This is a genomic window from Sphingopyxis sp. (assembly GCF_035944815.1).
In the GTDB taxonomy this organism is placed as follows: domain Bacteria; phylum Pseudomonadota; class Alphaproteobacteria; order Sphingomonadales; family Sphingomonadaceae; genus Sphingopyxis.
The window spans coordinates 112,152-136,435 of record NZ_DASZAU010000001.1 but is presented as its reverse complement, the minus strand read 5'-3'; the positions used below and the strand labels follow the sequence as shown (position 1 = coordinate 136,435).

Here is a 24,284-nt window from a genome sequence, read left to right as displayed (position 1 = left end):
TCTTTCACTCTCCCGACGACAGGAACCATCTATGGGTCGCTTCACGACCGTGATCTTCGATTTTGGCGGCGTCATCACCGCCTCGCCCTTCGAGGCGTTCAACCGACTCGAGGAGGAGCGCGGCCTGCCGCGCGACTTCGTCCGCCGCGTCAACGCGGCCAACCCCGACGACAACGCCTGGGCGAAGTTCGAGCGCGCCGAGATCGACGCCGCGGCGTTCGACACGCTGTTCGCCGAAGAAGCGCGCGCGCTGGGCCATGAGCTGGAGGGCGAAGCGGTGCTGGCGGTGATCGCGGGGGCGGTGCGGCCAGCGATGGTCGCGGCGCTCGACACGCTGAAGGATCGCGGCTTCACCATCGCCTGCATCACGAACAACGTCCCCGGCGGCAAGATGGGAATCCAGGGCGCGGGCATGACGCGCAGCGCGGAAGCCGCGATCGAGGTCGCCGACATCATGGCGCGCTTCGCCCACGTCATCGAATCGAGCAAGGCCGGGGTTCGCAAGCCCGACCCGCGCATTTACCAGATGATGTGCGAGACGCTGGGCGTCGAACCGGGCGAATGCATCTATCTCGACGACCTCGGCATCAACTGCAAACCCGCGAGCCAGCTCGGCATGCACGCGATCAAGGTGACGAGCGGCGAACAGGCGCTCGCCGACCTGTCGGCGGCACTGGGGATGCCGCTTCCCTGAGACTGCACCCCGCAGGACAGCCCGGGGGCCGTCAGCCGCCACACCCTCTCTCGCTTTCGTCACCCCGGACCCTGATCCGGGATTCATCGCGGCGCCGAAATCATGGACTCCGGATCAGGTCCGGAGTGACGATGCAGGATAGATGAGCTTCTGGTCGGAAAGGTCGTTTCGCCAAAACGCAAAAACGAAATTCTAAATTGCAAATGACTCGCAATAACATATAAGCCCCCCGGTGCCGCATCATGCGCGCGCTGGAAAGGGAATCGATGTACGCCTTTGTCGACCGGCCGGTGGAAAGTCTCTGCAACGGCGGGCGTTTCCTGCTCTGGGCGATGCGCGCATGGGTTTCGGCGGCCGAGCGCGGGCAATGCGCGCCGCAGATGCTCTATCGGGGTTTTACCGCCGTCGAGGTGCCCGGCGCGCTGCCCGACTTCCATATCGCGATGGCGCTGCTCGCCGGCGATTCAGTCGAAACGCTGGCGCTTGCGCCGATGCCATGCCTCCAGATTTCAGAGGATGAAGCAATTCTGCTTGGACTCTGGCGCGATTTTTCGCTTGAGAGCGCCGCAAATGCCCATGCGACCCTGGCCTTGCTCGCCGAGGACGGCAGCGTCGGCCCGATCGCAAGAGCGATGGGGGCGACGGTCGACCGGCTGGTCGCGGCGGGATTCGATATGCCGGCCCTCGCGGCCGGCGCCATGACACATCAGGAAAGTTCAAAGTGATGAGTGACCGTATTGCCGAAGCCGCCAAGCTGGCCCCCTCCGCCTCGCTGACCGTCGAGGAGGTGCGTTCGGTGCGCCACTGGAACGAGCATCTGTTCAGCTTCACCATCACCCGTCCGCCAAGCTTCCGCTTCCGCTCGGGCGAATTTGTGATGATCGGCCTGCCGGGTGAAGGACGCCCACTGCTCCGCGCTTATTCGATCGCCAGCCCCGCCTATGCCGACGAGCTCGAGTTCCTGTCGATCAAGGTGCCCGACGGCCCGCTGACCTCGCGCCTCCAGCTCATCCAGCCGGGCGATCCGGTCTATCTCGGCCGCAAGCCGACCGGCACGCTTGTTGCCGACGCGCTGACCCCCGGCCGGCGGCTGTTCATGCTCTCGACCGGCACCGGCCTCGCGCCCTTCCTCAGCCTTGCGCGCGATCCCGATATCTATGATCGCTTCAACCAGATCGTGATCGTGCACTGCGTGCGGCAGGTCAGCGACCTCGCGTTCCGCGACGAGCTCGAAAGCCAGCTTGCGGGCGACCCGCTGGTGCAGGATCAGGCGTTGCTGCAGTTCCACTACCTGCCGACGGTGACGCGCGAACCCTTCCACACGACGGGCCGCATCGATGCGCTGATCGACGATGGTTCGCTTTTCGGCCACCCGCTGACCGGGCCGACGCAGTTCGACCCCGAAACCGACCGTATCATGATGTGTGGCAGCATGGCGATGATCCGCGACCTTCAGGCACGGTTCGAGGAGCTGGGCTTCAAGGAAGGCTCGAACGCCGCGCCCGGCGACTTTGTCATCGAGCGCGCATTCGTCGGCTAGGGCTTGTCCGCGTAAGCTTTGACCAGATCGAACATATAGTCGCGCCCGACATAGACCGAGCGCACTTCCATGCGTTCGTTGAGGCCGTGCGCCCCATTGCCGTCGGGGTCGCCCCACATGCCGGGGATGCCATAGGTCGGGATGCCGACCGCGCCGAGGAAGGTCGCGTCGGTATAGCCATTGGCCATCGACGGGATGACTTTCAGTCCCGGCCAATATTTGTCGACCAGTTTCTGCATCGGGCCGATGATCCTGGGGTCGAGCGGTGGCGCGGGCGGCGCGGGGCGCTTGGGCGGAAGCTGGGTGATCGTGACGCCCGGATCGCCGATCACGCGCCCGAGTTCATCCTTGATCGATTCGATGCTGTGCCCCGGAAAGATGCGGCAGTTGATGTTCGCGCCCGCGCGCTGCGGCAGCGCGTTCGGCGCGTGGCCGCCGTCGAGCAAGGTCGCGACGCAGGTGGTGCGCAGATTGCTGTGGAGGAACGGGTCCTTGTTGACGATCGCCTCGGCCGCCTTGTCGGCGGGGTTCTTCGCCAGCGCGACCATCGCGCGGCCGGTCTCGTCGCCGCGGGCGGCACCCGCCTCGGCAAAGAAACGCCGCGTCGTGTCGGTCATCTCGACCGGGAAGTCGTAATCGTCGATCTTCGTCAGCGCGCGCGCGAGTTCGTAGATGGCGTTGTCGGGCACGGGCGCCGAGCTGTGCCCGCCGGGGTTGCGCGTTTCGAGGCGGAAATTGGCGAAGGTCTTTTCGCCGACCTGCACCGACTGGCCGAGCACCTTGCCCTTGCCGTCGCTGTCGCCGCCGCCGCCCTCGTTCAAGGCAAATTCGGCGTCGATCAGGTCGCGCTTGTTCGCGGCGAGCCATTCGACGCCGTTGAACGCGCCATTGGTTTCCTCGCCGCAGGTCAGCGCCATTTTCACGGGGCGCTTGGGCTTGTAGCCGGCCTGCTGGAACCGGATCAGGGTGTCGACCCACACCGCCGCCTGTGCCTTGTCGTCGGCGGTGCCGCGGCCATAGAAATAGCCATTTTCCTCGACCATCACGAACGGGTCGCGTTCCCAGTCGGCGCGTTTCGCCTCGACGACGTCGATATGCGCGACGAGCAGGATCGGTTTGGCTGCCTTGCTGGTGCCCGGATAGACGGCGACGAGGCCGCCTTCCTTCGGATTTTCGGGAGTCGCGAACAGGGTGAGCTGGCTGTCGGGGATGCCCGCCGCCTTCAGGCGCGCCGCCATGCGTTCGGCGGCAAGCGTGCAGCTTCCCGACGACAGCGTCGTGTTCGTTTCGACCAGTTCCTTGTAGATTTCGCGGAAGGCGAGCTGATCGGCGCGCGGTTGCGCCTCGGCGGCGAGCGCGGGCGCGGCGAGCAGCATGGCGGACGTCAGCAACGCGGACAGCGTTTTCATCGATTTCTCCCCTGTTTGTAGACGCAAGGAGCAGAAAGACGGCGGCGCTGCAAGCCGCGATGCGCGTGCCCCTTGCGCCGCGGCGGGCTTTGGCGCAATCGGGGCGGGGGAGAGGAGCCGAAGTGACCAAAATCGATGACAACCCACCGGGGTTGGTGGCGCGCGGCGTGCGCCGGCTGTTGCTCCTGCTGTACCGGATGCGCGGATGGAAGGCCGAGGGCAGCGTGCCCGAACAGCGGCGTTTCGTGCTGATCGCCGCACCGCATACGAGCAATTGGGACTTCGTCAATTTCCTCGGGCTTGCCGGCGACCTTGGGCTGAAGCCCCATTTCATGGGGAAATTGTCGCTGTTCCGCTGGCCGCTCGCGGGCTTCATGAAACAGATGGGCGGCATCCCGGTCGACCGGCGCGGCGGCACCAATGTCGTGCAGCAGATGGTCGACGAGTTCGCGCGCCGCGCCGAATTCATCCTGACCGTCGCGCCCGAGGGAACGCGCGGCAAGACGAAGAAATGGCGCACCGGATTCTACCAGATCGCGCTCGCCGCCAAGGTGCCGCTCGTCGTGGGTTTCATGGACTACAGCAAGAAGACCGGCGGGCTCGGCCCGCTGATCTGGCCCACCGGCGACTTTCGCGCGGACATGCTGAAGGTGCTCGAAACGTATAAAGGCTGCATCCCCAAATTTCCCGAGCGGGCGGTGCAGTCGATCGATGATATAGTCGGGGTCGAAGAGGAACGGGATTTGCGCGCATGATCGACGCCCTTTTGCTGCTCGGGACCAATTTTGCCGGATTGATCGGCGTCATCCTGATTCTGTGGGGCATATCGGTCGTCATCCGCGACGTGTCGTTCATCGACGCCTTCTGGGCGTTCGGCATGGTGCTGCTTGCATGGGGCGCGGCATGGCAGGCGGGGTTCGACGCGCCGCACGCGAAATTGCTGCTCGGCCTCACGACCTTGTGGGGCCTCCGGCTCGCGATCCATCTGACCGTCCGCTGGGCGCGCCATGGCGAGGACCCGCGCTACCGGAAGATCCTCGCGCATACGGTGGAGAAGCGGAAATGGGGCTGGGCGAAGGCCGCGCTGCTTACCGTTTTCCTGACGCAGGCGCCGCTGCTGTTCATCACCTGCTTGCCCGCGCAGCTCGGCATCTGGGCGAGCGCGGGCGATCCCGCAGCCGGCGTCGGTGCGATCGGCTGGATCGGCGCTGCGGCCGCCTTGATCGGCATCGCGTTCGAAAGCATCGGCGACGCGCAGCTCGACGCCTTTCGCAAGAATCCCGCGAACAAGGGCAGGGTGCTCGACACCGGCCTGTGGCGTTATACGCGCCACCCCAATTATTTCGGCGACGCGCTGGCGTGGTGGGGCATCTGGCTCGTGACGCTCGACCTCGGTTGGGGGCTGGCGCTTGCGAGCCTGATCGGGCCGGTCTTCCTGACCTTCACCCTCACTCGGTGGTCGGGCAAGGCGCTGCTCGAAAAGGGGCTGCACAAGACGCGGCCCGATTATGCCGCCTATGTCGCGCGAACCTCCGGATTCATCCCTTGGCCGCCAAAGACCAAGGCTTAGGTGGCGAGGAACGCCCGGCCGATGTGTCGGCGCTCGGCGATGCGCCGCGCATCCGCGCGATCCTGACCGCGGCGGCGCGCGAGGGGCGCAGCGTCAGCTATTCCGAACTGCTCGGCGACCTCGGCTTTCGCTTCACCCGCCCCAAGATGCGCGCGGTGTGCCGGACGCTCGAGGAGGTCGATCGCCTCTGCGCGCTGGACGGCGAACCCGACATGGCGGTGCTGGTGGTACGCGAAAGCGACCGGCTGCCGGGGCAGGGCTGGTGGGTCGGCGGAACGGCGCTGCTGCTCGGCTATGACGGCCCGTGGGAGGGCGCGGCAGCGACGCGGTTTATCCGCGAGCAGCAGCAGGCGGTGTTCGATTATTGGGCAGAGCGATAAATATGGGCGCATTCGGATTTTCCATTTTGCGCCTCATCCTCACGCTGATGCTGATCGGTGGGCTGCATGAATATGCTCCGCCATCGTGGGGTGCCTATGGCGTGCTGATCGCCTTTCTCTGCCTGTCCTTTCTCGTGACGATGGTTCACGAACTCGGCCATGCGCTGGCGGTATGGGGGCAGCGCGGAACGGTGATCGAAATATCGGTTCTCGGCCTGACCTACGCGCCGCCGTCGAGGCGCTTTGCGCTGAAGGCGCTCCCGAAGGGCGGCGATCTGGGAGGGTATGTCGCCTACCGTCCGCCCGCGGAAGACTGGACGCGGCGGCAATATGGTATCGTCGCCGCGGCTGGACCGCTTGCCGATGCGGCACTTGCGCTGGTCGCGCTAACGACCGCGATGTGGTTTGCGCCGCCGATCGCCGCATCGCCTGCCCCGGTCGTCGCGACCGTCGTGGACGAGGCGTCGGCAAACTCCGTGAGAATCCGAAGCAACCTGCCGTCGACGGAGGAACATGAACGCATCGTCGCCGAAATTTCGGCCGGTGAGCGAGGGAAAGGCGCGGCGGCGTTGGCGTCGATGCTGATGGTCGTCGCCTTTGTATCGGCGCTCGGTAACCTGCTTCCCTATCATGGCAGCGACGGGGCCAGGCTGCTCCAGCTGTGGCGCGGGCGGAACCGCTTCGCGCGAACGCGCTGACGCCGCTCCCTTACTTCTTCAAGCCGATCTCGCGCAGCCGCTGTTGCAGATAGTCGTCCGCGGTAATCGGCGTCGGGTAGAGGTTCGGGTGCGACGCGTCGACGCAGCTTTCGAGCGTCTCGATCGGATAGTCCGAGCGGAAGTGCAGGAAGAAGGGCATCGAGTAACGCGCGACGCTCGCGCGGCCCGCGTCGGGATTGCGGACGCGGTGGGTGGTCGAGGGCAGCTTGTTGTTGGTCAGCCGCTGCAGCATGTCGCCGACATTGACCGCCATCGCGCCCGGCGGCGGCGAGACGGGGAGCCAACTGCCGTCCTTGTCGAGGATCTCCAGCCCCGCCTCTTCGGCGCCGAGCAGCAAGGTGATCGTGTTGATATCCTCATGCGCTTCGGCGCGGATGCCCTTGGCGGGGGCTTCGACGGGCGGATAGTGGAGCAGGCGCATCACGCTGTTGCCGTCGGCGACGGTGTCGTCGAAGAAATCGGGCGCAAGGCCGAGGTAGCGTGCGATGCCCGAGAGCAGGCGGCCGCCGACGCGGTCGAATTCGGCGAAGAGTTTGTCATAGGCGGTGCGGAAGCCTTCGACTTCCTTTGGCCACACATTGTTCGGCTGCTGCGCGGCGAGGCGGTGGCCGGCGGGCAGGTCGCGGCCGACATGCCAGAATTCCTTGAGGTCGACTTCCTTGGCGCCCTTGGCGATCTCGGTCCCGAACGGCGTATAGCCGCGCGCACCGCCGCCGCCGGCGATATGATAGGCACGCTTGGTTTCCTCGGGCAGCGCGAAGAAGGCTTTCGCCTTGTCCCACGCTTCGTCGATCAGCTCGGGGTCGATGCCATGGTCGGTGATCATCGCGAAGCCGAAGCGTTCGAACGACGCCCCGAAATCCTTCGCGAACTGATCGGCGGGAAGCGACATGGAAATGACGGGAACGGCAGCGGTCATGAAAGATAGGTCCATCTGATAGGGGCGGCGCCCGTCGGGGCGCGTCATGAGTCGCGATTTAGGCGCTGCGCGGCTGCGGTTAAAGGGAAAAAGGCGGTTTCGTCCCGCGCGCGGCTCGGCTAAGCCCCCGGCCATGGCAAAGCAATATTGGCTGATGAAATCCGAACCCGACGCCTATGCGTGGGAACAACTCGTCAAGGACGGCACGGGGATGTGGGACGGGGTGCGCAACCACACCGCGAAGCTCAACCTGATGGCGATGAAGCTCGGCGACGAGGCGCTCTTTTATCACAGCAATATCGGCAAGGAATGCGTGGGGATCATGACGATCACCGAGACCGCCTCGCCCGATCCGACCGCGGAAAAGGGATCGCCGTGGGTGATCGTTCGCGTCGCCCCGGTGCGGGCGCTGAAGCATCCGGTCACGCTCGCGGCGATCAAGGCCGATCCGGCGCTCGCCGACATGGACCTGATCCGACAGTCGCGACTGTCGGTCGGGCGCGTAACGCCCGCCGAATGGAAACATATCCTCAAAAAATCGGAAAAGCCCGCCGGCTGAACCCGGGTGCAATGCGGGCGATTATTTCGCCAGCTTCGCCTTCAGATGGTCGGCCACCGACGGGTGCAGTGGATTGACGAATTCGCAGCCGTAATTGTTGCCGTCCTGCCGGCGCACCACGGCTTCGACCGGCTGCAGCCCGGGCAGGTTCACCCAGATATGCTTGCCGATCGCCTGGCGCGAAAAGGTGAACATGCGGAAACCGTTCGCCGACAGGTCGAATAGTTCGGCATCGAACGGATTGGATCCAGCTTCGCGAAAGCGGGCGCGGCCGTCGACCGACGTGCGTTCGTCACGGCGGGCCGATGGAGGCGCCTTACTGGCTTCGAGGGTGCGATTTCCCAACACTGCTTTGGTCCCAGCGTACTCTTGATTCGACTTCTCTTACGCCGCCGTTGGTTACCTTAAAGTGAAGGAATATGGTGAAAATCGGCTATATCGGTGGCCGGTCCCCGACCGCCATCAAATGGCTGGGAAAGGGCGTGACAAGCTGTGCCGCATCGCGCCATTCGGCGGTCAGCCAGCGCTCATGATCCTCGGCATGCAGGATCAGCGGCATCGCGCCGGGGCCCAGGCGTTCGAGCAGGCCGTTCGGATCGGTCGTGAGCATCGCGAAGCCCGGCCAGTCGTCATTCTGGCGCTGGATGCCCGCGAAGGCGAAGATCGACCGGCCCGAAACCGACGCCCAGCGCTGGCGCCGCGCGCCCGCCGGCCCCGACCACAGGGCGAAGCTCGTCGCGGGGATCAGGCAGCGAAGCTCGGGATGGCGCAGCGTGCCGATCCAGAAGGGGCTCGACAGGTTGCGGACCGTCGCGACGGGCTGCGTGCCCTGCGGCGGGGGCGGGACGCCCCACAGCTTCGGGCGCAGGTAACGGCGCGGGCCGCCGCGATTGTCGGGAGCGATCACCGGTGCGGGACGCCCCGGCGTGACATAGTCGCCCGCCCAGGGATCGTCGCCCGCATCGACGCCAAAAGTCGCGGCGATCGCGCGCGCCGGGGCATCGAGACGATAGAGGTTCATGCGGCCTGATTGCCGCGCGGCGCTGCGCTGTCAATCGGCGCGCTGCGCCGCTTTCACTTGTCCCAGGGCGACTTTTCGGCGGGTTTCGATTCGCCGAGACTTCCGCGTTCGGCGGCACGGTCGGCGGCGACCATCACCCCGGCGCCCATCATGCTGCACCCGACGAAGCCGAGGATCGTCAGGCATCCGAGCCCCATCAGGATCGATTTCATCATATCGGCCATCGTGCCGCTCCGTCGTTGTTCCGGCGGCAGGGGTAACGGCTATGCGTAAAAATCGTGTTTACTGATCGGGTCTTACGCGGCCGCGGCCCGCCTTGATGCTCGCGCGCGCCTTCTTGCTGTCGACGCGTTTCGCCTTCGCTGCCTTGCTGGGTTTGGTCTTGATGCGCCGTTCGGGGCGGACAAGCGCGGCGTCGACCAGTTCGTTCAGCCGCGCGCGTGCGTCGGCGCGGTTCGCTTCCTGCGTGCGGAAACTGCGCGCGAGGATGACGAGTTCGCCCGTGGCGGTCATCCTGCTTCCCGCCAGCGTCTTGAGCCGCCGATAGGCATCGGGCGCGAGCCCCAGCGCGAAGACATCGACGCGCAATTGGCATGCGGTCGCGACCTTGTTGACATTCTGGCCCCCCGGGCCCGACCCCGCGAGGAACTTCTCGCTGATCGCGCTTTCGGGGATCTCAGCCACGCGTCGGCTCCGCTCCCTCCGGCGCCGCAAAGCCCATCGCGATGAAGCTGTCGGGGAAGGGCGCCTCGGCAATTATTGGCGGCTTGACGTCACGTTTTACCATCAGCCTTTCGGCATGGAGCAGGGTTCGCGTTTTTGTCCCGCCACGGCCGTAGACGGGATCGCCGACAAGCGGAAAGCCGAGCCCCTCGAGCGCATGGACGCGCAGCTGGTGCGTGCGGCCGGTTTCGGGGCGGAAGCGGAGCAGGGCGCGATCGCCGACGACAGCGAGCTTTTCCCAATGCGAGATCGAGGGCTTGCCTTTCGGATCGCCGACCATGCGCCAGCCCTCTTCGGCCGTCGAAACTTTTGAAAGCGGCAGGTCGATCGTACCGCCGTCGCCGTCGGGCACGCCGTCGACGATCGCGAGATATTGCTTCTCGACCTCGCGGCTCTCGAACGCGCGGGTGAAGCGGCCGTGCGCCTTGGGATTGCGCGCGAGGAGCAGGCAGCCCGAGGTGTCGCGGTCGAGCCGATGAACCGCGAGCGGCCAGCGTTTGAAACCGAACTTCAAGAGGTCGAGATGGTTTTCGAGGCTGAGGCTGCCGTCGCGCGGAGCGTCGACGGGCAGGCCCGCGGGCTTGTCGATGACGAGGGCCTCGCCATCGAGGAACAGGACACGGTCTGAAAGGAGCATGGCGCGCTATAGGGCCTGATCGGTTGAGGGGGAAGCGCCTCGCGCTTTTGCCGATACCGTGAATCCGGCCCTCAACGAAAATGCGCGGGCCTGCCGGTCAGTCGAAAGCGTAAACGTCCATCGCGAGCAGGCCATAGGTGACGCTGTGGTGCAGCCGTTCGGCCTTCAACGGTACCGCGCCCGCGCCCATCGCCACGAACAGCGGCAATATATGGTCTGCCGTCGGGTGATTGTCGCGCCCGTGCGGCGCGCGGTCGACGCTGTGCAGCACGTCGTCGAGGGCCCCCGCGGACATCCGTTCCGCGATCCAGTCGGTAAAGTCGGTAACCCACGCCGGCGCGGGGGCATCGATCGGCAGGCGGGCGGAGAAGAGCGCGCGCAGATTATGCGTGATGCTGCCCGATCCGACGATCAGCACCTCTTCGTCGCGGAGCGGTTCCAGCGCCTGTCCCAGCGCGAAATGCCATTCGGGCGAAGCGTTCGACGCAATCGAAAGCTGGACGACGGGAATGTCGGCATCGGGGTAGATGAGCGACAGCGGCACCCACGCGCCATGGTCGAGCCCGCGTTCGGGATCGGCGGTGACGGCAAGGCCATGCCCGGCCAGCAGGTCGACGACGCGCTGGGCCAGCGCCGGGTCGCCCGGCGCGGGATAGCGCATCGCGAACAGCTCGTCGGGAAAGCCGCCGAAATCGTGGATCGTCGGCGGCGCGGGCGACGCGGTCACCGTCGCGCGGCCGCCCTGATACGCCGCATCATGATGCGCCGATACGAGCAGGATCGCGCGCGGGCGCGGCAGTCGGGCACCCAGCCCGGCGAGGAAGTCCCGCGCCGGGCTGGGCTCGAGCGCCATCATCGGCGAGCCGTGCGAAAGGAAAAGGCTCGGGAGACGGCGCATCGGTTCAGGCGATCAGCTTGGCGGCGGTGCGCGCGACGCGCTCGCCGAGATAGCGGGCACCGGCAAGATCGGCTTCGCCCGGCTGGCGCGAACCGTCGCCGCCGGCGATCGTCGTCGCGCCATAGGGGGCGCCGCCCTTCACTTCATCGACGCCCATCTGGCCGGAAAAGCCATAGTCGAGGCCGACGATCGTCATGCCGAAGTGGATCAGGTTGGTGAGGACCGAAAAGAGCGTCGTTTCCTGACCGCCATGCTGCGACCCGGTCGAGGTGAAGGCGGCGCCGACCTTACCGTTGAGCTTGCCCTGCGCCCAGACGCCGCCGGCGGTGTCCCAGAAGCTTGCCATCTGGCTCGACATGCGGCCGAAGCGCGTCGGCGTGCCGACGACGATCGCGTCATAATCTGCGAGTTCGTTCGGGTCGCTCAGCAGCGGGTGCGCGGTGTCGGTCTTGAAGCCCGCGGCCTGAACGACCGCCGCGGGGGCGGTTTCGGCGACGCGGCGGATTTCGACGTCGGCGCCCGCGGCGCGCGCGCCCTCGGCGACGGCGTCGGCCATCTGTTCGACATGCCCGTAGCTCGAATAATAGAGCACCAGTACCTTGGCCATCATTCAGTCCTTTCTTTCACAATGAAACCGCCGCCGCGCGGGAGGAAGGCGCGGCGGCGGCGGGGTATCAGGCGGCCTGCTTCAGGCCGTCGATTGCGGTGGTCGCCTGATTGATCGCTTCGCCGTTCATCATCTGCTGGTCGGCGGCGATGATGTGGACATCGGTGATGCCGACGAAGCCGAGCACGTGGCGCAGGTAGCCGGTGGCGAAATCATAATCGCTGCCGACGGGCACGCCGCCCGAGGTGACGACCAGATAGGCCTTCTTGCCCTTGAGCAGGCCTTCGGGGCCCGCTTCGGTGTAGCGGAAGGTCCGGCGGGCGCGGGCGATCAGGTCGATCCATGCCTTCAGCGAGGCGGGGATGCTGAAATTATAGATGGGCACGCCGATGACGATCGTGTCGGCGGCTTCGAGTTCGGCGATCATCTCGTCCGACGCGGCAAGCGCCGCCTTCTGGTCGTCCGAACGGTCGGCGTCGTCGGTGAAATTGGCGCCGACCCAGTTTTCGGTCAGCAGCGCGGGCGGCGTATCGGCAAGGTCGCGGCGGGTGACGCTGGCGCCATAACCCTGCTCGACCAGACGGGTCACGAGCTGGTCGGTGAGCTGGCGGCTCGTTGAACCGGTATGGCGGGCACTCGAATCGATGCGGAGAATATGGCTCATTGTCTTGTTCCTTGATTTCGGAAGGGAGGGGGTGCCGCGAGCTTCGAAGGGAAACCCGCGGCACGGGGTGGGTCGCCGCCGGGGAGGGGGATGGCGACGACCCGGGGGCTCTTTAGAGGCTGTCGACGAGGACCAGTTCGGCGTCGTCGAGCGCTTCGACCTCGATCTTTCCGACATCGCGGAGTGCGATGCCGTCGCGGGGATCGGCGTCCTCGCCATTCACCCGGATCCGGCCCTTGGCGGCGACCAGATAGGCGTGGCGTCCGGGTTCGAGGTCGTAGGAGACGCTTTCCCCGGCCCCCACCGTCGCGGCAGCCACACGGGCATTGGCGCGGATCGGCAGCGCTTCGTCGCCGTCGATGCCGCTCGCCAGCGTCACGAACTGGCCCGACCGGTCGGCCTTGGGGAACTGGCGCGCGCCCCAGCCCGGATTGCCACCGTCGCGGTCGGGCATGATCCAGATCTGGAACAGCGTCGTTTCCTCATCCTCGAGGTTGAACTCGCTGTGCGTCACGCCGGTGCCGGCGCTCATCACCTGGACGTCGCCCGCCGCGGTGCGGCCGCTGTTGCCCATGGAGTCGCGGTGCGTAATCGCGCCGGTGCGGACATAGGTGATGATTTCCATGTCGCGGTGCGGATGCGGCGGGAAGCCCGACTGGGCGGCGATGGCATCGTCGTTCCAGACGCGCAGCGCGCCCCAGCCCATGCGATCGGGCTCGTAGTAATTGGCGAAGGAAAAGTGGTGACGGGCGTCGAGCCAGCCGTGGTTGGCGTGGCCCAGCGTGTCGAATTTGCGGATGTCGATCATTGGCCTTGTCCTTTCGTATCTTGTCGATCGCTGCGCATATCGGTGGTGCCGGTGCGCTGGTGTTGAGGACAAAATAGGCTCTTGGATCGTTTCTAAAATAGCGTAGATGGAAAACCATCGTTTCCAATCAGGAGCTATTGCGTGGCGCTTCCCGACTATGAAGGCTGGGCCTGTTTCGTCGCCGTTGCCGACGGCGGCAGCTTTACCGCTGCCGCCGCCGCGCTCGGCCTGTCGAAGGCGAGCGTGTCGAAGGCGGTGACGCGGCTCGAGGCGTCGCTGGGGATCACGCTGCTGCATCGCAGCTCGCGCGTCGTCGCAGTGTCGACCGCGGGCGCGGGCCTGCTCGACGAAGCGCGCGCGATGGTCGCGGCGGCGACCGCGGCGACCGAAGCCGCGCGCGGCGACCGCGTCGACCTCGCGGGGCCGATCCGCCTTGCCGCGCCGATGAGCTTTGGGATCAAGGTGCTCGGCCCGCCGCTCGCAGCCTTCCTCGACCGGCATCCGGCGGTCGAGATCGAAGTGCTGCTGAGCGATGCGCGCAACGATCCGGTCGCGGAGGGGATCGACCTGACGCTGCGCATATCGCCGCTCGCCGATTCGAGCCTGCTCGCGCGCACGATCGCGCCGGTCGCGGCGTCGGTGATCGCGAGCCCCGCCTATCTGGAAAAGCACGGCACCCCGAAACATCCGCTCGACCTCGCGGGGCACCGGCTGATCGGTTACGGCCACCGCCAGCGCGCGATGCCGATCCATTTCCATCGCAAGGGCGAGGAAGCGACCGTGCTGCCGACGGGCCCCTTGTTCGCGAACAATGGCGATGTCGCGGTGCCGCTGGTGGTCGCGGGCGTGGGCATTGCCGCCTTGCCCGATTTCATCGCCGCCGACGCGTTGGCGTCGGGCGCGGTCGTCCCGATCCTGGCCGACTGGTCGTTGCCGCAGTCGCATCTGCACCTGTTGTCGCCGCCCTCGCGGCTGCGCCCCGCGCGCGTCCGCGCGCTCTCGGACCATCTGGTCGACACGCTCAAAATGTCCTGTACCGGGGCACATGATCGCTATGTGGCGCTTCACCATCATCCCAAAACGCCGTGACCGACTGTTGCAAATAGGGCGCGACTCGCGGAGTTCTGCGGGTTAAATCAAAATTAACCTTTTCCCTTCATTAGTTTCGTGGTTAATGTTCCGGCAGTCCTGCAACGGGGGTTGGTCGGTGACATCCTTGATAGTCATGCGATCGGTTCGCGGGATTATCGTGGGAAACAGTCAAGGGGTGCCTAATGCGCGTACTGCTGATCGAGGACGAGCCGACGACCGCGAAAGCGATCGACACGATGCTCACGACCGAAGGCTTCAACGTCTACACCACCGATTTGGGGGAAGAGGGCTTGGACCTTGGCAAGCTCTATGATTACGACATCATCCTGCTCGACCTGAACCTGCCCGACATGCACGGCTATGACGTGCTGAAGAAGCTGCGCACCGCCAAGGTGCAGACGCCGGTGCTGATCCTGTCGGGCATTTCGGAAATGGATTCGAAGGTGCGTTCGTTCGGCTTCGGTGCCGACGATTATGTCACCAAGCCGTTCCACCGCGACGAGCTGGTCGCCCGCATCCATGCGGTCGTCCGCCGGTCGAAGGGTCACAGCCAGAGCGTCATCAAGACGGGCAAGCTCGCGGTCAATCTCGACACCAAGACGGTCGAGGTCGACACGACGCGCGTGCATCTGACCGGCAAGGAATATCAGATGCTCGAGCTGCTCTCGCTGCGCAAGGGCACGACGCTGACCAAGGAAATGTTCCTGAACCACCTGTATGGCGGGATGGACGAGCCCGAACTGAAGATCATCGACGTCTTCATCTGCAAGCTGCGCAAGAAACTGGCGCTGGCCTGTGGGGGTGAAAATTATATCGAGACGGTCTGGGGCCGCGGTTATGTCCTTCGCGACATCGACGACGAAGGCAACGAGGTGCGCCGCGTCGCCTGACGCCGGACACTGAATTTAGAACACCGGGGGAGCCGGCGCGGAGCGATCCGCGCCGGTTTTCCTTTGCGCGTCGCTATTGCGGTTTGCTGGTCCAGACGCTGCGCCCGAAATGCGCGGGCTGTGCCGCACCGAGGACGAGGCCGGGCCGGCGCGCCGGCGCGGTGGGCGGCGGGATGATTTCGAACCCGGAGGCGACGGCGTGCGTCGCCGGCGCGGCGCCGCCGTGCGCGGCGCGCAGCAGGCTGGTGTCGATCGCGCGATCGGTTTCGATCCCGAATTTCTTGTCGACGACCCAGCGGACGGTGCCGAGCATCGGGTCGTGGCCCGGAAGGAAGACGGTGATCCGTTCGCCGATATGCAGCGCGGCGGGCCCCTGGCCGCCGATGCCCGTTTCGGAGACGTTGCGGATCGTGATGTCGAACTGTCCGAGTCGCGAGCAGGCGAGCGCCGCCTTCACCAGGCGCGACTGGCGCGGCTGGCGCTTGTCGGAAGGAGCGGAAGAGGCCGGGGAAGCCTCGGGATTCGACATGCGCGACTCATCTCTGTCGCCCGACCCCCACGTCGACCGATGATTATGGTCCCGGCACAACCGTAACCGCTGAAGGTAAATTTTCGTTATAGATGTCTGGTGACAATTGGGGCGGCGGCGCGTTTGTGTTCCGTTGCGGGACTGTCCGGCGGCGTCGGTTATGGGGTGAGGAGCGGACGTTCGCGGTTCTTATGTGCACCCCGGCGAAAGCCGGGGCCCATCTTCCCACGGCGCTACCGGGCCCCGGCTTTCGCCGGGGTACACAACTCTATCGGCTGCTTCTTTCTCTCCGTCATCCCGGGCTTGACCCGGGATCCCGCTTTTGAGGCGCTGATTGCCTTTGATCTCAAGCGGGACCCCGGATCAAGTCCGGGGTGACGATGATGGATGGGGCTGCTTCCGGTCGAAACCGGCCATCCGCAATTCGGATCGCGGCCCAAAAAAGAGGCCCGCCGCATGCCGGGGCATGGGCGGGCCGAAAGCCGTTTCCGGTGACCTGATCAACGCAGGCCCGAAAATTTCACATCCTGGACGCGGCCGTAGCGGACGTCGCAGCTGAACTTGCCATTGTCATAATTGCCGCCGCGGCCCCAGCGTCCGCCAAAGCCGTCGCGGACGACGACGCGGCCCTTGACCTTGTACCCGTCGCGCTTGCGGTCGATGCTCGTCACTTCGGTGACGTCGGTGCGGCCATAGCGGCGGCTGCCGCGTTCGACGGCATTGACGCACTGGCTGACCGCGCTGCGGCTGTTGCCATAACGGTTATAGTCATAGCCATAGCCGTAGCGCGCGTCGTTGTAGCGGCCGCGATCGCGATAACGATCGCCATAGCGGTCGTTGTAGCGGTCGTCGTAACGATCGTAGCGGTCGTTGTCCGATGCCGACAGGATCGCGGCAAGCCCGCCGATCACGACGGCGCCGGCGATGATTTCGCCCGCGCTGATCCCGTCGCGGTCATAACGGTCACGCGCTGCGGCGGGGGCGGCGCTCATCAGCATCGCGCCGGCGGTGGCCGCACCAATTGCGGCCTTGGTCAGGTTCGTCTTAATAGCCATGGTTCGGTCTCCTCAAAAAGCGCAGGCGGCGTATCGCGGCCTGTTGAGGATGGTTTAACGGACGCGCGGTGACGCCGTGCTGAACCCCGCGCTTATCTGGCGTTCAGCCTTGGTTTTGCTGGCGTTCATAAAGAAATGGCCCCCCGCCGGTGGGCGGGAGGCCTGGCTGTCGCTCCGGCAGGGTCAGCCGAAATTGACGTCGACGACGCGTCCGTTGCGATAGCTGCAGCCAAAGCTCCGCACCTCGCCGCCGAGGCGCGACGCGGTGCCCGTGACGTACCAGCCGCCGCCCGAGGCTTTGGTGCCGGTGATGCTGTCGACGCGTGCATCCTCGCCCATTTCGCCCTCGACCGCCCAGCTGCACGCGTCGGCGGCGCGCGCTTCGGCCTCGCCGCGCCCATAGGCGCCGGGGGCGGCGGCGTCCGGCGCGTCGGGCTCGTAGCGCGGCACCTCCTGCCGTTCGTCGTCGCGGTACGGCGGGTCGTACCGATAGTCGGGCGCGCGATCGCGTTTGTCCTTGCTCGCGGCGCTGGCGATCGCGGCGATGGTGCCGATGATGAGCAAGCCGCCGAGCACGTCGCCGGTGCTGATGCGGTCGTGGTGGCGATAGCCCCAGCCGCCATGGCGGCTGCGCGCTTCGGCGGGGGTGGCGGCAAGGCCGACCGAGGTCAGGACGATCGCTGCAGCAGTGGTCAGGCTGGTGAGTTTACGCATCGAGGAAAGCTCCCCTTCGGCGGGGCCCTGGACGGTCCGGCCCCCTCTGTCCCCGCCCTAGGCGCATCATGCTTTCGCGCCGCTGAACCGTTGCCGATGCGCGGCGAAGCGAGTCCCGGAACGCGAAAGGCCCGCCATCCACGGGGACGGCGGGCCTTCGACCAGATACAGGTGACCAGACCTATATGGGCAATCAGCAGACGCAGCGCGGCTTGGGTTTCGGTTTCCACTTCTTCTTCGCCACATAGCGTTTCCGCACCGGCACATTTTCATAATAGGTGCGGGTCGATGTTTCGACGGTTTCGGTCACCACCGGCGCGCCGTTCGTGATGATCGTCGTGACGACGACGCCCGGGGTGTAATAGCCATAGCCGTAACCATAGCCGCCGTGCTGGTAGGTCGTCGCATAGCCGCCGGGATATGGGCCACCGGGATAGGGGCCGCCCTGATAATAGCCGCCGCGATACCGCTCGCGGCTCGCCATCCATTCGTCGCACTTTTTCTTGTCCGAGGCATTGCCGATCGCGCCGCCGGCGAGCGCACCGAGTCCGCCGCCGATCAGCGTGCCTTCGGTGCGGTTGCCGCGCCCGGCGATGCGGTTGCCGACGATGCCACCCACGACACCCCCGACAACCGCGCCGCCTACCGTGCCCCCCCGGCCACAGCGGCGTGCCATATCTTCGTCGTAGCGCGGGTCGTACCCGCCGCCATAATAGGGATCATAGGCGGGCGGCGGCGGATAGCCGGCGCCATGGCCTTCGACCGTGCCTTCGTAGCGGCCGTCGTAACGGCGGCCGTCGGGCGCTTCATAGGTACCGTTCCAGGTTCCGGTCCAGCGGCCCTCGGCATCATAGGTGCCGTTGACGGTGCGATAGTCGACTTCGCTCGGCACGCGGTCGGGATAGCCGGTGTAGACGCGGACGTCGGGATCGGCGGGAGTGCCATAATCGAGCGCGGGCGCTTCGGCGCGGGCGTGCCCTGCCAGCAACAACGACCCTGCGGCCATACCCAACAAGACGATCGTACGCATGCTAAACTCCCTGTTCCCCCGGCCTGAACCGATTGGTTAACAGCTTGTTAGCAAAATCGTCGCGTTTCGGCGAATCCGTTAACCGTGATGAATCTGTCCCGATTTGGCGCAGGTTGGAGCCGGCCGGCGCTTTTGGGGCAGGACCGGTTTCGCGCGGGCAGGGCCTTCGGTCTCTCCCGCTGCTTGCGGGAGCGAGATCAGACGCGCCCCGGCGCGCGTGCCCGGATGAAATTTTCCAGCGCGACGAACAGCATTTCGCGCGCATCGCTGCCCAGCATTTCGGCGGTCAGCCAGTCGAAATGGACGCGGTCGCGGCGCGTCGAGGCCCCGACCATCGCCGCGAGCAGCGCTTCGTCGAAGCTGACGCGCGGGCAGCAGGGCGGGGCGACGGCAAAGGGTTCGGGCCAGACATGGCCGATCGCCTCGACGACGAGGCGATAGCGGCGCGCGGCGAGGATATTGCCCCAGCGCCGTTCGAGTTCGGGCATCGGGTCGCGTTCGCTGCGGCGGCAGAGGATGCAATAGCGGAGTGCCAGCACGGCCTGCGCGGCTTCGACGGAGAGATCGCGCACCAGCGGCTGCTGCGTCAATTGGCGGATCAGCGTGCTGCTGTGCATATGGTTTCTGTCTCCCGGCCCTTGCAATTCCCCGGTCCGTTTCGCCCCTTTTCGGGAAAAAGATGCCGGCCGCTTTAAAGCGCAGCTTTAAGATGCAGCGGCCGGCAGGAGGGGACTGCCCCACCTTGCTATTGAGAATTATTCGCAAATACAAGCGAAAAAAGAGGCGCCCGAAAGCGCCTCTCTTATCAACGGCTTAGCGAGTGGACGTCGCCTGGGCGCCGCCGAATCACTCAGTCGTCGCTGACGGGCTTCGACTGGAGCTGGATGTAATTTTCGATACCCATGCGCTCGATCATCTCGAACTGCTTTTCCAGCTCGTCGACATGATGCTCTTCGCTTTCGAGGATGTCGGCGAACAGGTCGCGGCTGACATAGTCGCGCACGCTTTCGCAATGCGCGATCGCGTCCCTCAGCAGCGGGATCGCTTCCTCCTCGACCGCGAGGTCGGCGCGCAGGATTTCCTCGACCGTCTCGCCGACGCGCAGCCGCCCGAGGAGCTGGAAGTTGGGGAGGCCGCCGAGGAAGAGGACGCGGTCGGCGAGCTTGTCGGCATGCTTCATCTCGTCGATCGACTCTTCGCGTTCGAACGCGGCGAGGCGTGCGACGCCCCAATTGTCGAGCATGCGATAGTGCAGCCAATATTGGTTGATCGCGGTCAGCTCGTTCTTGAGCGCCTCGTTCAGGAAATCGATGACTTTTTCGTCGCCCTTCATGGTGTCAGTCCTGTCATTTCTGTCTTGGAATGGAGTGGGCGCATTATAGGCGCCCGGCCCCCATCAGGCCAAGGTCAAAAATGGCGGAAAACCAAGAAAAATCAGGCGGTCGCGGCGACGTCGCTGATGATATTGCGAGCGAATGACAGGCATTGTCCGCACTTGGGTTTGCGACCCAATTGCGCATAGGCCGCCTTCGCGCACCGCAATTGGCCATTCCGCGCGACATCGCGCAGCTGGCTTTCCCTTATTGCGTTGCAGACACAGACGACCATGTGCGAATCCTTCTCAACAAGGCTGATGTAGGGATAGTGCGAGGGATTCGCAACAACAAAGATGCGATTGGTTCGCAATGTGAACAGCGACTTTTTCGCCGTTGCGGCCCTTGCCCGAAAAGTGATTCGCGGGCATAGGCGCGCCCATCTTCCCGCCCGCACAGCAAAGGTCCGCCCCGATGAAAGTGAATGTCTATGTGACGCTCAAGCCGGGGGTGCTCGACCCGCAGGGCAAGGCGATCCATCATGCGCTCGAGGGGCTCGGCTTCGGCGGCGTATCGGACGTTCGCGCGGGCCGCTTCATCGAACTCGACGTCGCCGACGGCACGAGCGATGCCGATCTCGACGCGATGTGCTCGAAGCTGCTCGCCAACACGGTGATCGAAAACTACCGCATCGAACGCCCGTAAAGGAGCAGGGCCCATGAAGACCGCCGTCATCGTCTTTCCCGGCTCCAACTGCGATCGCGACATGGCGGTTGCGCTGGAGCAGGTCACCGGCCGCGCGCCCGCGATGGTGTGGCACCGCGAGACCGAACTGCCCGATGGCATCGACTTCATCGCGCTCCCCGGCGGCTTCTCCTACGGCGACTATCTCCGCTCGGGCGCGATGGCGGCACGCTCGCCGATCCTGCGCGCCGTTTCGGACGCCGCCGGCCGCGGCGTTCCCGTGCTCGGGGTGTGCAACGGCTTCCAGGTGCTGACCGAGGCGCAGCTGCTGCCCGGCGCGTTGATGCGCAACGCAGGGCTCAATTTCGTGTGCCGCACCGTGCCGCTCACGGTCGAGAACAGCCAGTCGCTGTTCACCGCGAGCTATAATGCGGGCGAGCGGATCGACATTCCCGTCGCGCATCACGACGGCAATTATTTCGCCGACGCCGAAACGCTCGACCGGATCGAGGGCGAGGGGCGCGTCGCATTCCGCTATGCCGACAGCGTCAACGGCTCGGCGCGCGACATCGCGGGCGTACTCAATGCCGCGGGCAATGTGCTCGGCATGATGCCGCACCCCGAACGCGCGATCGACCGCGCGCATGGCGGCACCGACGGCCTACGCCTGTTCGAGGCCGCGCTCGGCGTCCTCGCCTGATACCTGCGCGTCGGCCGGGGGTTTTTCCGGCGACTGAAGCCAGCGCCCGACGAGCAGCAGCACCGTCGGCCAGAAGATCGTGTTCCAGATGTCGTGCCAGTGCGCGGCGTCGGGCTGGATCGCCGCCCGGCTCGCCTCGGCGGTCATGTCGAGCCATTCGCCGCCGCAGGCCATGGCGAGCACCGCCAGCCAGGCCGCGAGCCACCCGCCGCGCCGTCGCCACATCAACCGGACGGCGACGAACAGCGCCAGCCCGAAATAGATATGCAGCGCGTCCTTGCTGAGTTCGGTCGACGCGACCAGCCAGCTCTTCTGCTGCGTGAACAGCGCCGCCAGCTCGATCGGGGTCATCGCATCAGACCTTCGCCTTGAACGGACTGAAATCGGTGCCCTCGTCGAACACGTCGACCCCTTCGCGGCGCTTGAGCGCGCCGACGACGACATAGGTGACGGGGGTCAGCGCGGCTTCCCACGCGGTCTTGATCAGCCATTGCGACAGCACGACCTCGTAAAGCTGCTCGGGCGGCCAGCCGGCAAGGCCGTAAAAGGCGAGCGGGTAGAAAATCAGGCTGTCGAGTCCCTGGCCGACGACCGTCGACCCGATCGTGCGCGCCCATAACTGCTTGCCGCCGGTCCACAGCTTCATCCGCGCGAGGACATAGGAGTTGGCGAATTCGCCAACGCAAAAGGCGGTCATCGATGCGATGACGATGCGCCAGCTGTTGCCGAAGACGAATTCATAGCTCGCCTGTCCCGGCCAGCCGTCGGCGGGCGGCAGCGCGACGACGATCCACGCCATGAACGCCATGAAGGCGAGCGCCGCAAACCCCGTCCAGATGACGCGCCGCGCCCGGGCATAGCCATAGACCTCGGTCAGCACGTCGCCGATGATATAGCTGATCGGGAAAAAGAGGACGCCGGCGCCGAAGGCCCATTGGGCGCCGTCCGGCAGCGTGACGAAGCTCGGCTTCGATGCGCCGATGATGTTCGACAGCAGCAGGATCGCGACGAACGCCGCCATCAGCAGGTCGTAATAACGGAAATGCCGCACGCTGGCGGCGTTGACCTGAACCGGTCGGTTCGTCGGGGACGGGGCGTCAGTCATCAAACGGCTGCTTAACGCGCTTTGCAGCCCGCGCAAACCGCGCTATTCGCGCTGCCCGCAGCCTTGCGCACGCGCCCGTAGCTCAGCTGGATAGAGCACCCGCCTTCTAAGCGGGTGGTCGCAGGTTCGAATCCTGCCGGGCGCGCCATTTCCCGAACGGGACGCTGCGGGCCGTGCCATGCTTCGGGATGGCGGCGCATTTCCCCCTCAGGTCCAGCCGGACGTCCGCGCATAGGCGTCCAGTTCGCCAAGCATGATGGCCAGAATCGATCGATGATATCCCAGCCCGCGAAGATAGTTCGCGGCGCTCTCATGCGAATCCATCGAGCGCGTTTTGAGGAAGCGCCGGCCTTCTTCGATCATATGGTCGTCGCCGGCCCGGCGCCCGACCATGATCAGCCATAAGCCGTCGAGCGGGTTGATCAGCGACTGGCTTTTCTGAAGCCGGCGATGGGCGTCGGCCCATCGCCCATCGACGATCAGGTTACCGAGTTCGGCATATTGATACTGCGGCTGCGATCCCGAGATAGCGACGGCGTTCTCGATAAGTGCCGCCGATTCCGGCCAGTTTCCGAAATAATATCCCTCGGCCATCGCCGCCTGATTGAGCATGTTCGCGTTTCCGGCGCAGTGACGTTTGGCCGACCGGATCGTCGCGGCGAGCCGGTCGAGGTCGGGTGGAAGGCTGCGCCGATACTCGCGCATTCGCGCGGTCAAGGCGCCGCAGTCGGCGGGATCGATCGCAAAGGCCTGTGCCAGCGTTTCATTGTACCTGGCGCGCAGGGCGCCCGGATCGCGCGGTTTCCTGCCGCTTCTTTCGAGCAGTTGGATTTGTACGATCATCGCATAATGGCTGAATATGTCGGCATAGGCTCCCGGCTCCTTCATCGCGGTTTCGAGGCATTGCAGCTCGTCCGCAGGATCGTCGGTCAACCTGTTGATAAAATAATAATGAGCTGAAATCCGGCAGGCATAGTCGCGTTTGGCTTCGTCGCTGCGCCATGGCAGCTGCAGCGCCTTTTGCGGCAGAACCCCCTCGGGCGATGCGACAAGATAGAGGGCGCGGGCGATCAGCAGATCGGGGGCAGCCGCCGCATTTTCATGAGCGATGATTTGCGACCAATAGGGAGTGGTCTCGCCGTCCCGATAGAGCGAAGCGCGGATATCCTGCCCCGCGCCGGGCGACGATGCGGGCTTGAGCTCAAGTCGGTGCCGCATCGAGGTGCAAGCGTCCCCCTCGCGTCCGTTCCTGACGAGGGGATAGGCCTGCAGAAAGGCGTTGAAGCTTCCCTGAAGCGGGACGATCTCACGCCCGGGAAAGTCGAGCAGGCGCAGCGTCAGATATGGGCGGCTGCAATTCCCCGACGTCCTGTTCGGGAAAAGGTCCGCCGCAAGCATCGACCCGATCGCGAGTAAAAGCGCGATGCCCGCAAACGCCCATTTCGCCTGCGCACCCGCGAGCCGGCGCTTCGCCCACTGCGCCAGTCTCGGTCTCGGAGCCGCAGGCTGCCGGCTTGTCCGGAAACGGGGGCGATAGCTGCCCTTGTCGAAATAGATTGTGAGCGGAGCGCTATTTTCCGCCGAGGCGTAATATTCCTCGAGCGCCTTGCGGAGCCGCATCATCTCGACCCGCACATGGCTGTCGATCGACGGATCGAAGTCTTCGCCACGCCGCAAGACGTCGACGGCGATCGCATAGCCTTTCAGCCGTTCGCCGCGGCCCGCCATCTCCTCCCCGACCAGATATCGCAAAAGCGTCGGCAACCGCCCGCGCCCCAATGCGCCCGCCTGTTCGATCCGGTCGAGGCTTTCCGCGATCTGGTCGGGATCCGGGTGCGGTGCATCGCGAGGGGGGGCATTGTTGCCGTTGTCGGGACCGCTGCCGGCCGGCGGCTCGCGATGCGTATCGTCGGGCGGGAGCATCGTTAACGCCCCCGTTTAACGTTGTTTAACATCGCCGCTAACTGGCAGTCGCGGGCATTTCTGCCGACGGGAAAGCGATGTTCACTGCATCTGACCACGCG

At 65.4% G+C, this 24,284-nt stretch carries 33 protein-coding genes and 1 tRNA gene; 13 read left to right on the top strand and 21 right to left on the bottom strand.

The window, feature by feature from the left end; all coding sequences use genetic code 11:
• Nucleotides 1-31 precede the first annotated feature (31 nt).
• The 3 genes from VGU00_RS00775 (at nucleotide 32) to VGU00_RS00765 (ending at nucleotide 2,234) form a co-directional block, all read left to right on the top strand.
• Nucleotides 32-694: an HAD-IA family hydrolase gene (locus tag VGU00_RS00775; protein ID WP_327464495.1), complete on the top strand. Its 663-nt coding sequence runs from the start codon at nucleotides 32-34 to the stop codon at nucleotides 692-694.
• Nucleotides 695-936: 242 nt separating this feature from the next.
• The gene (locus VGU00_RS00770; protein ID WP_327464493.1) at nucleotides 937-1,419 is read left to right on the top strand and encodes a hypothetical protein; all 483 of its coding nucleotides are present in this window, start codon (nucleotides 937-939) and stop codon (nucleotides 1,417-1,419) included.
• Nucleotides 1,419-2,234 (top strand): ferredoxin--NADP reductase, encoded by an 816-nt coding sequence (locus VGU00_RS00765; RefSeq protein ID WP_327464491.1) that lies wholly within the window; start codon nucleotides 1,419-1,421, stop codon nucleotides 2,232-2,234. Before VGU00_RS00770 ends, VGU00_RS00765 begins: the two co-directional genes overlap by 1 nt.
• On the opposite strand, the gene VGU00_RS00760 is transcribed toward VGU00_RS00765, so the two are convergent.
• Entirely contained in the window at nucleotides 2,231-3,643 is a 1,413-nt protein-coding gene (locus tag VGU00_RS00760) for a M20/M25/M40 family metallo-hydrolase (protein ID WP_327464489.1), read from the bottom strand. The two genes, VGU00_RS00765 and VGU00_RS00760, sit on opposite strands and share 4 nt — an antisense overlap.
• Before the next feature lie 122 nt (nucleotides 3,644-3,765).
• On the opposite strand from VGU00_RS00760, the gene VGU00_RS00755 reads away from it, so the two are divergent.
• Genes VGU00_RS00755 through VGU00_RS00740 form a run of 4 tightly spaced genes read left to right on the top strand, consistent with a single transcriptional unit; the run spans nucleotide 3,766 to nucleotide 6,291 of the window.
• On the top strand, nucleotides 3,766-4,398 hold the full coding sequence (locus VGU00_RS00755; protein ID WP_327464487.1) for a lysophospholipid acyltransferase family protein: 633 nt from the start codon (nucleotides 3,766-3,768) through the stop codon (nucleotides 4,396-4,398).
• On the top strand, nucleotides 4,395-5,213 hold the full coding sequence (locus VGU00_RS00750) for a DUF1295 domain-containing protein (RefSeq protein WP_327464485.1): 819 nt from the start codon (nucleotides 4,395-4,397) through the stop codon (nucleotides 5,211-5,213). Before VGU00_RS00755 ends, VGU00_RS00750 begins: the two co-directional genes overlap by 4 nt.
• Nucleotides 5,189-5,593: a ribose-phosphate pyrophosphokinase gene (locus VGU00_RS00745; protein WP_327464483.1), complete on the top strand. Its 405-nt coding sequence runs from the start codon at nucleotides 5,189-5,191 to the stop codon at nucleotides 5,591-5,593. Before VGU00_RS00750 ends, VGU00_RS00745 begins: the two co-directional genes overlap by 25 nt.
• A gap of 26 nt (nucleotides 5,594-5,619) precedes the next feature.
• Nucleotides 5,620-6,291, top strand: coding sequence for a site-2 protease family protein (locus VGU00_RS00740; protein ID WP_327464481.1), 672 nt, complete (start codon nucleotides 5,620-5,622; stop codon nucleotides 6,289-6,291).
• Nucleotides 6,292-6,301: 10 nt separating this feature from the next.
• Here the strand turns inward: VGU00_RS00740 and VGU00_RS00735 are convergent, their stop codons facing one another.
• Nucleotides 6,302-7,231 carry an isopenicillin N synthase family dioxygenase gene (locus VGU00_RS00735; protein WP_327464578.1) on the bottom strand — a complete coding sequence of 310 codons (930 nt, stop codon included), beginning with the start codon at nucleotides 7,229-7,231 and terminating at the stop codon, nucleotides 6,302-6,304.
• Nucleotides 7,232-7,364: 133 nt separating this feature from the next.
• On the opposite strand from VGU00_RS00735, the gene VGU00_RS00730 reads away from it, so the two are divergent.
• The gene (locus tag VGU00_RS00730; RefSeq protein ID WP_327464479.1) at nucleotides 7,365-7,790 is read left to right on the top strand and encodes an EVE domain-containing protein; all 426 of its coding nucleotides are present in this window, start codon (nucleotides 7,365-7,367) and stop codon (nucleotides 7,788-7,790) included.
• A gap of 21 nt (nucleotides 7,791-7,811) precedes the next feature.
• Here the strand turns inward: VGU00_RS00730 and VGU00_RS00725 are convergent, their stop codons facing one another.
• The 9 genes from VGU00_RS00725 to VGU00_RS00685 all read right to left on the bottom strand — a co-directional run bounded on the left by VGU00_RS00725 (nucleotide 7,812) and on the right by VGU00_RS00685 (nucleotide 13,148).
• Complete coding sequence (locus VGU00_RS00725) at nucleotides 7,812-8,135, bottom strand: PilZ domain-containing protein (RefSeq protein ID WP_327464477.1); 324 nt, start codon at nucleotides 8,133-8,135, stop codon at nucleotides 7,812-7,814.
• 88 nt (nucleotides 8,136-8,223) lie between these two features.
• Nucleotides 8,224-8,811: an SOS response-associated peptidase family protein gene (locus VGU00_RS00720; RefSeq protein WP_327464475.1), complete on the bottom strand. Its 588-nt coding sequence runs from the start codon at nucleotides 8,809-8,811 to the stop codon at nucleotides 8,224-8,226.
• 53 nt (nucleotides 8,812-8,864) lie between these two features.
• The gene (locus VGU00_RS00715) at nucleotides 8,865-9,035 is read right to left on the bottom strand and encodes a hypothetical protein (RefSeq protein ID WP_327464473.1); all 171 of its coding nucleotides are present in this window, start codon (nucleotides 9,033-9,035) and stop codon (nucleotides 8,865-8,867) included.
• A 58-nt stretch (nucleotides 9,036-9,093) separates the two neighbouring features.
• On the bottom strand, nucleotides 9,094-9,495 hold the full coding sequence (gene arfB, locus VGU00_RS00710; RefSeq protein ID WP_327464471.1) for an alternative ribosome rescue aminoacyl-tRNA hydrolase ArfB: 402 nt from the start codon (nucleotides 9,493-9,495) through the stop codon (nucleotides 9,094-9,096).
• On the bottom strand, nucleotides 9,488-10,171 hold the full coding sequence (locus VGU00_RS00705) for an RNA pseudouridine synthase (protein ID WP_327464469.1): 684 nt from the start codon (nucleotides 10,169-10,171) through the stop codon (nucleotides 9,488-9,490). The genes arfB and VGU00_RS00705 overlap by 8 nt, the downstream gene beginning before the upstream one ends.
• A gap of 97 nt (nucleotides 10,172-10,268) precedes the next feature.
• Entirely contained in the window at nucleotides 10,269-11,069 is an 801-nt protein-coding gene (locus VGU00_RS00700) for a class III extradiol ring-cleavage dioxygenase (RefSeq protein ID WP_327464467.1), read from the bottom strand.
• Between the two features lie 4 nt (nucleotides 11,070-11,073).
• On the bottom strand, nucleotides 11,074-11,676 hold the full coding sequence (gene wrbA / locus VGU00_RS00695) for an NAD(P)H:quinone oxidoreductase (protein ID WP_327464576.1): 603 nt from the start codon (nucleotides 11,674-11,676) through the stop codon (nucleotides 11,074-11,076).
• A gap of 67 nt (nucleotides 11,677-11,743) precedes the next feature.
• A complete protein-coding gene (locus VGU00_RS00690) occupies nucleotides 11,744-12,340 on the bottom strand; it encodes an FMN-dependent NADH-azoreductase (RefSeq protein ID WP_327464465.1) in 597 nt (198 codons plus the stop codon).
• 112 nt (nucleotides 12,341-12,452) lie between these two features.
• Nucleotides 12,453-13,148 (bottom strand): pirin family protein, encoded by a 696-nt coding sequence (locus VGU00_RS00685; protein WP_327464463.1) that lies wholly within the window; start codon nucleotides 13,146-13,148, stop codon nucleotides 12,453-12,455.
• A 141-nt stretch (nucleotides 13,149-13,289) separates the two neighbouring features.
• Here VGU00_RS00685 and VGU00_RS00680 point away from each other — a divergent pair, with 141 nt between their 5' ends.
• Both VGU00_RS00680 and ctrA read left to right on the top strand, forming a co-directional pair.
• The gene (locus tag VGU00_RS00680; RefSeq protein WP_327464461.1) at nucleotides 13,290-14,237 is read left to right on the top strand and encodes a LysR family transcriptional regulator; all 948 of its coding nucleotides are present in this window, start codon (nucleotides 13,290-13,292) and stop codon (nucleotides 14,235-14,237) included.
• Between the two features lie 185 nt (nucleotides 14,238-14,422).
• Nucleotides 14,423-15,130 carry a response regulator transcription factor CtrA gene (ctrA, locus tag VGU00_RS00675; RefSeq protein ID WP_058804653.1) on the top strand — a complete coding sequence of 236 codons (708 nt, stop codon included), beginning with the start codon at nucleotides 14,423-14,425 and terminating at the stop codon, nucleotides 15,128-15,130.
• A gap of 73 nt (nucleotides 15,131-15,203) precedes the next feature.
• Here ctrA and VGU00_RS00670 read toward each other — a convergent pair whose 3' ends face one another.
• From VGU00_RS00670 to VGU00_RS00640, 7 genes are all read right to left on the bottom strand, one after another.
• On the bottom strand, nucleotides 15,204-15,659 hold the full coding sequence (locus VGU00_RS00670; RefSeq protein ID WP_327464459.1) for a PilZ domain-containing protein: 456 nt from the start codon (nucleotides 15,657-15,659) through the stop codon (nucleotides 15,204-15,206).
• A 500-nt stretch (nucleotides 15,660-16,159) separates the two neighbouring features.
• Nucleotides 16,160-16,714 carry a hypothetical protein gene (locus VGU00_RS00665; protein WP_327464457.1) on the bottom strand — a complete coding sequence of 185 codons (555 nt, stop codon included), beginning with the start codon at nucleotides 16,712-16,714 and terminating at the stop codon, nucleotides 16,160-16,162.
• A 183-nt stretch (nucleotides 16,715-16,897) separates the two neighbouring features.
• Entirely contained in the window at nucleotides 16,898-17,428 is a 531-nt protein-coding gene (locus VGU00_RS00660) for a hypothetical protein (RefSeq protein WP_327464455.1), read from the bottom strand.
• A 193-nt stretch (nucleotides 17,429-17,621) separates the two neighbouring features.
• Complete coding sequence (locus tag VGU00_RS00655) at nucleotides 17,622-18,458, bottom strand: glycine zipper 2TM domain-containing protein (RefSeq protein ID WP_327464453.1); 837 nt, start codon at nucleotides 18,456-18,458, stop codon at nucleotides 17,622-17,624.
• 197 nt (nucleotides 18,459-18,655) lie between these two features.
• Nucleotides 18,656-19,075 (bottom strand): addiction module antidote protein, encoded by a 420-nt coding sequence (locus tag VGU00_RS00650; RefSeq protein ID WP_327464451.1) that lies wholly within the window; start codon nucleotides 19,073-19,075, stop codon nucleotides 18,656-18,658.
• Nucleotides 19,076-19,308: 233 nt separating this feature from the next.
• Nucleotides 19,309-19,791, bottom strand: a complete 483-nt coding sequence (gene bfr, locus VGU00_RS00645) for a bacterioferritin (RefSeq protein WP_327464449.1) — start codon at nucleotides 19,789-19,791, stop codon at nucleotides 19,309-19,311.
• 101 nt (nucleotides 19,792-19,892) lie between these two features.
• Nucleotides 19,893-20,066 carry a (2Fe-2S)-binding protein gene (locus VGU00_RS00640; protein ID WP_327464574.1) on the bottom strand — a complete coding sequence of 58 codons (174 nt, stop codon included), beginning with the start codon at nucleotides 20,064-20,066 and terminating at the stop codon, nucleotides 19,893-19,895.
• A 179-nt stretch (nucleotides 20,067-20,245) separates the two neighbouring features.
• On the opposite strand from VGU00_RS00640, the gene purS reads away from it, so the two are divergent.
• Entirely contained in the window at nucleotides 20,246-20,476 is a 231-nt protein-coding gene (gene purS / locus VGU00_RS00635; protein ID WP_327464447.1) for a phosphoribosylformylglycinamidine synthase subunit PurS, read from the top strand.
• Between the two features lie 13 nt (nucleotides 20,477-20,489).
• Nucleotides 20,490-21,155, top strand: coding sequence for a phosphoribosylformylglycinamidine synthase subunit PurQ (purQ, locus tag VGU00_RS00630; RefSeq protein WP_327464445.1), 666 nt, complete (start codon nucleotides 20,490-20,492; stop codon nucleotides 21,153-21,155).
• On the opposite strand, the gene VGU00_RS00625 is transcribed toward purQ, so the two are convergent.
• Both VGU00_RS00625 and VGU00_RS00620 read right to left on the bottom strand, forming a co-directional pair.
• Nucleotides 21,117-21,506 carry a hypothetical protein gene (locus tag VGU00_RS00625; RefSeq protein WP_327464443.1) on the bottom strand — a complete coding sequence of 130 codons (390 nt, stop codon included), beginning with the start codon at nucleotides 21,504-21,506 and terminating at the stop codon, nucleotides 21,117-21,119. The two genes, purQ and VGU00_RS00625, sit on opposite strands and share 39 nt — an antisense overlap.
• A gap of 4 nt (nucleotides 21,507-21,510) precedes the next feature.
• On the bottom strand, nucleotides 21,511-22,260 hold the full coding sequence (locus VGU00_RS00620) for a queuosine precursor transporter (RefSeq protein ID WP_327464441.1): 750 nt from the start codon (nucleotides 22,258-22,260) through the stop codon (nucleotides 21,511-21,513).
• A gap of 71 nt (nucleotides 22,261-22,331) precedes the next feature.
• Here VGU00_RS00620 and VGU00_RS00615 point away from each other — a divergent pair.
• Nucleotides 22,332-22,408 (top strand) — tRNA-Arg (locus tag VGU00_RS00615).
• Nucleotides 22,409-22,467: 59 nt separating this feature from the next.
• Here the strand turns inward: VGU00_RS00615 and VGU00_RS00610 are convergent.
• A complete protein-coding gene (locus tag VGU00_RS00610; RefSeq protein WP_327464439.1) occupies nucleotides 22,468-24,183 on the bottom strand; it encodes a hypothetical protein in 1,716 nt (571 codons plus the stop codon).
• Between the last annotated feature and the right edge of the window lie 101 nt (nucleotides 24,184-24,284).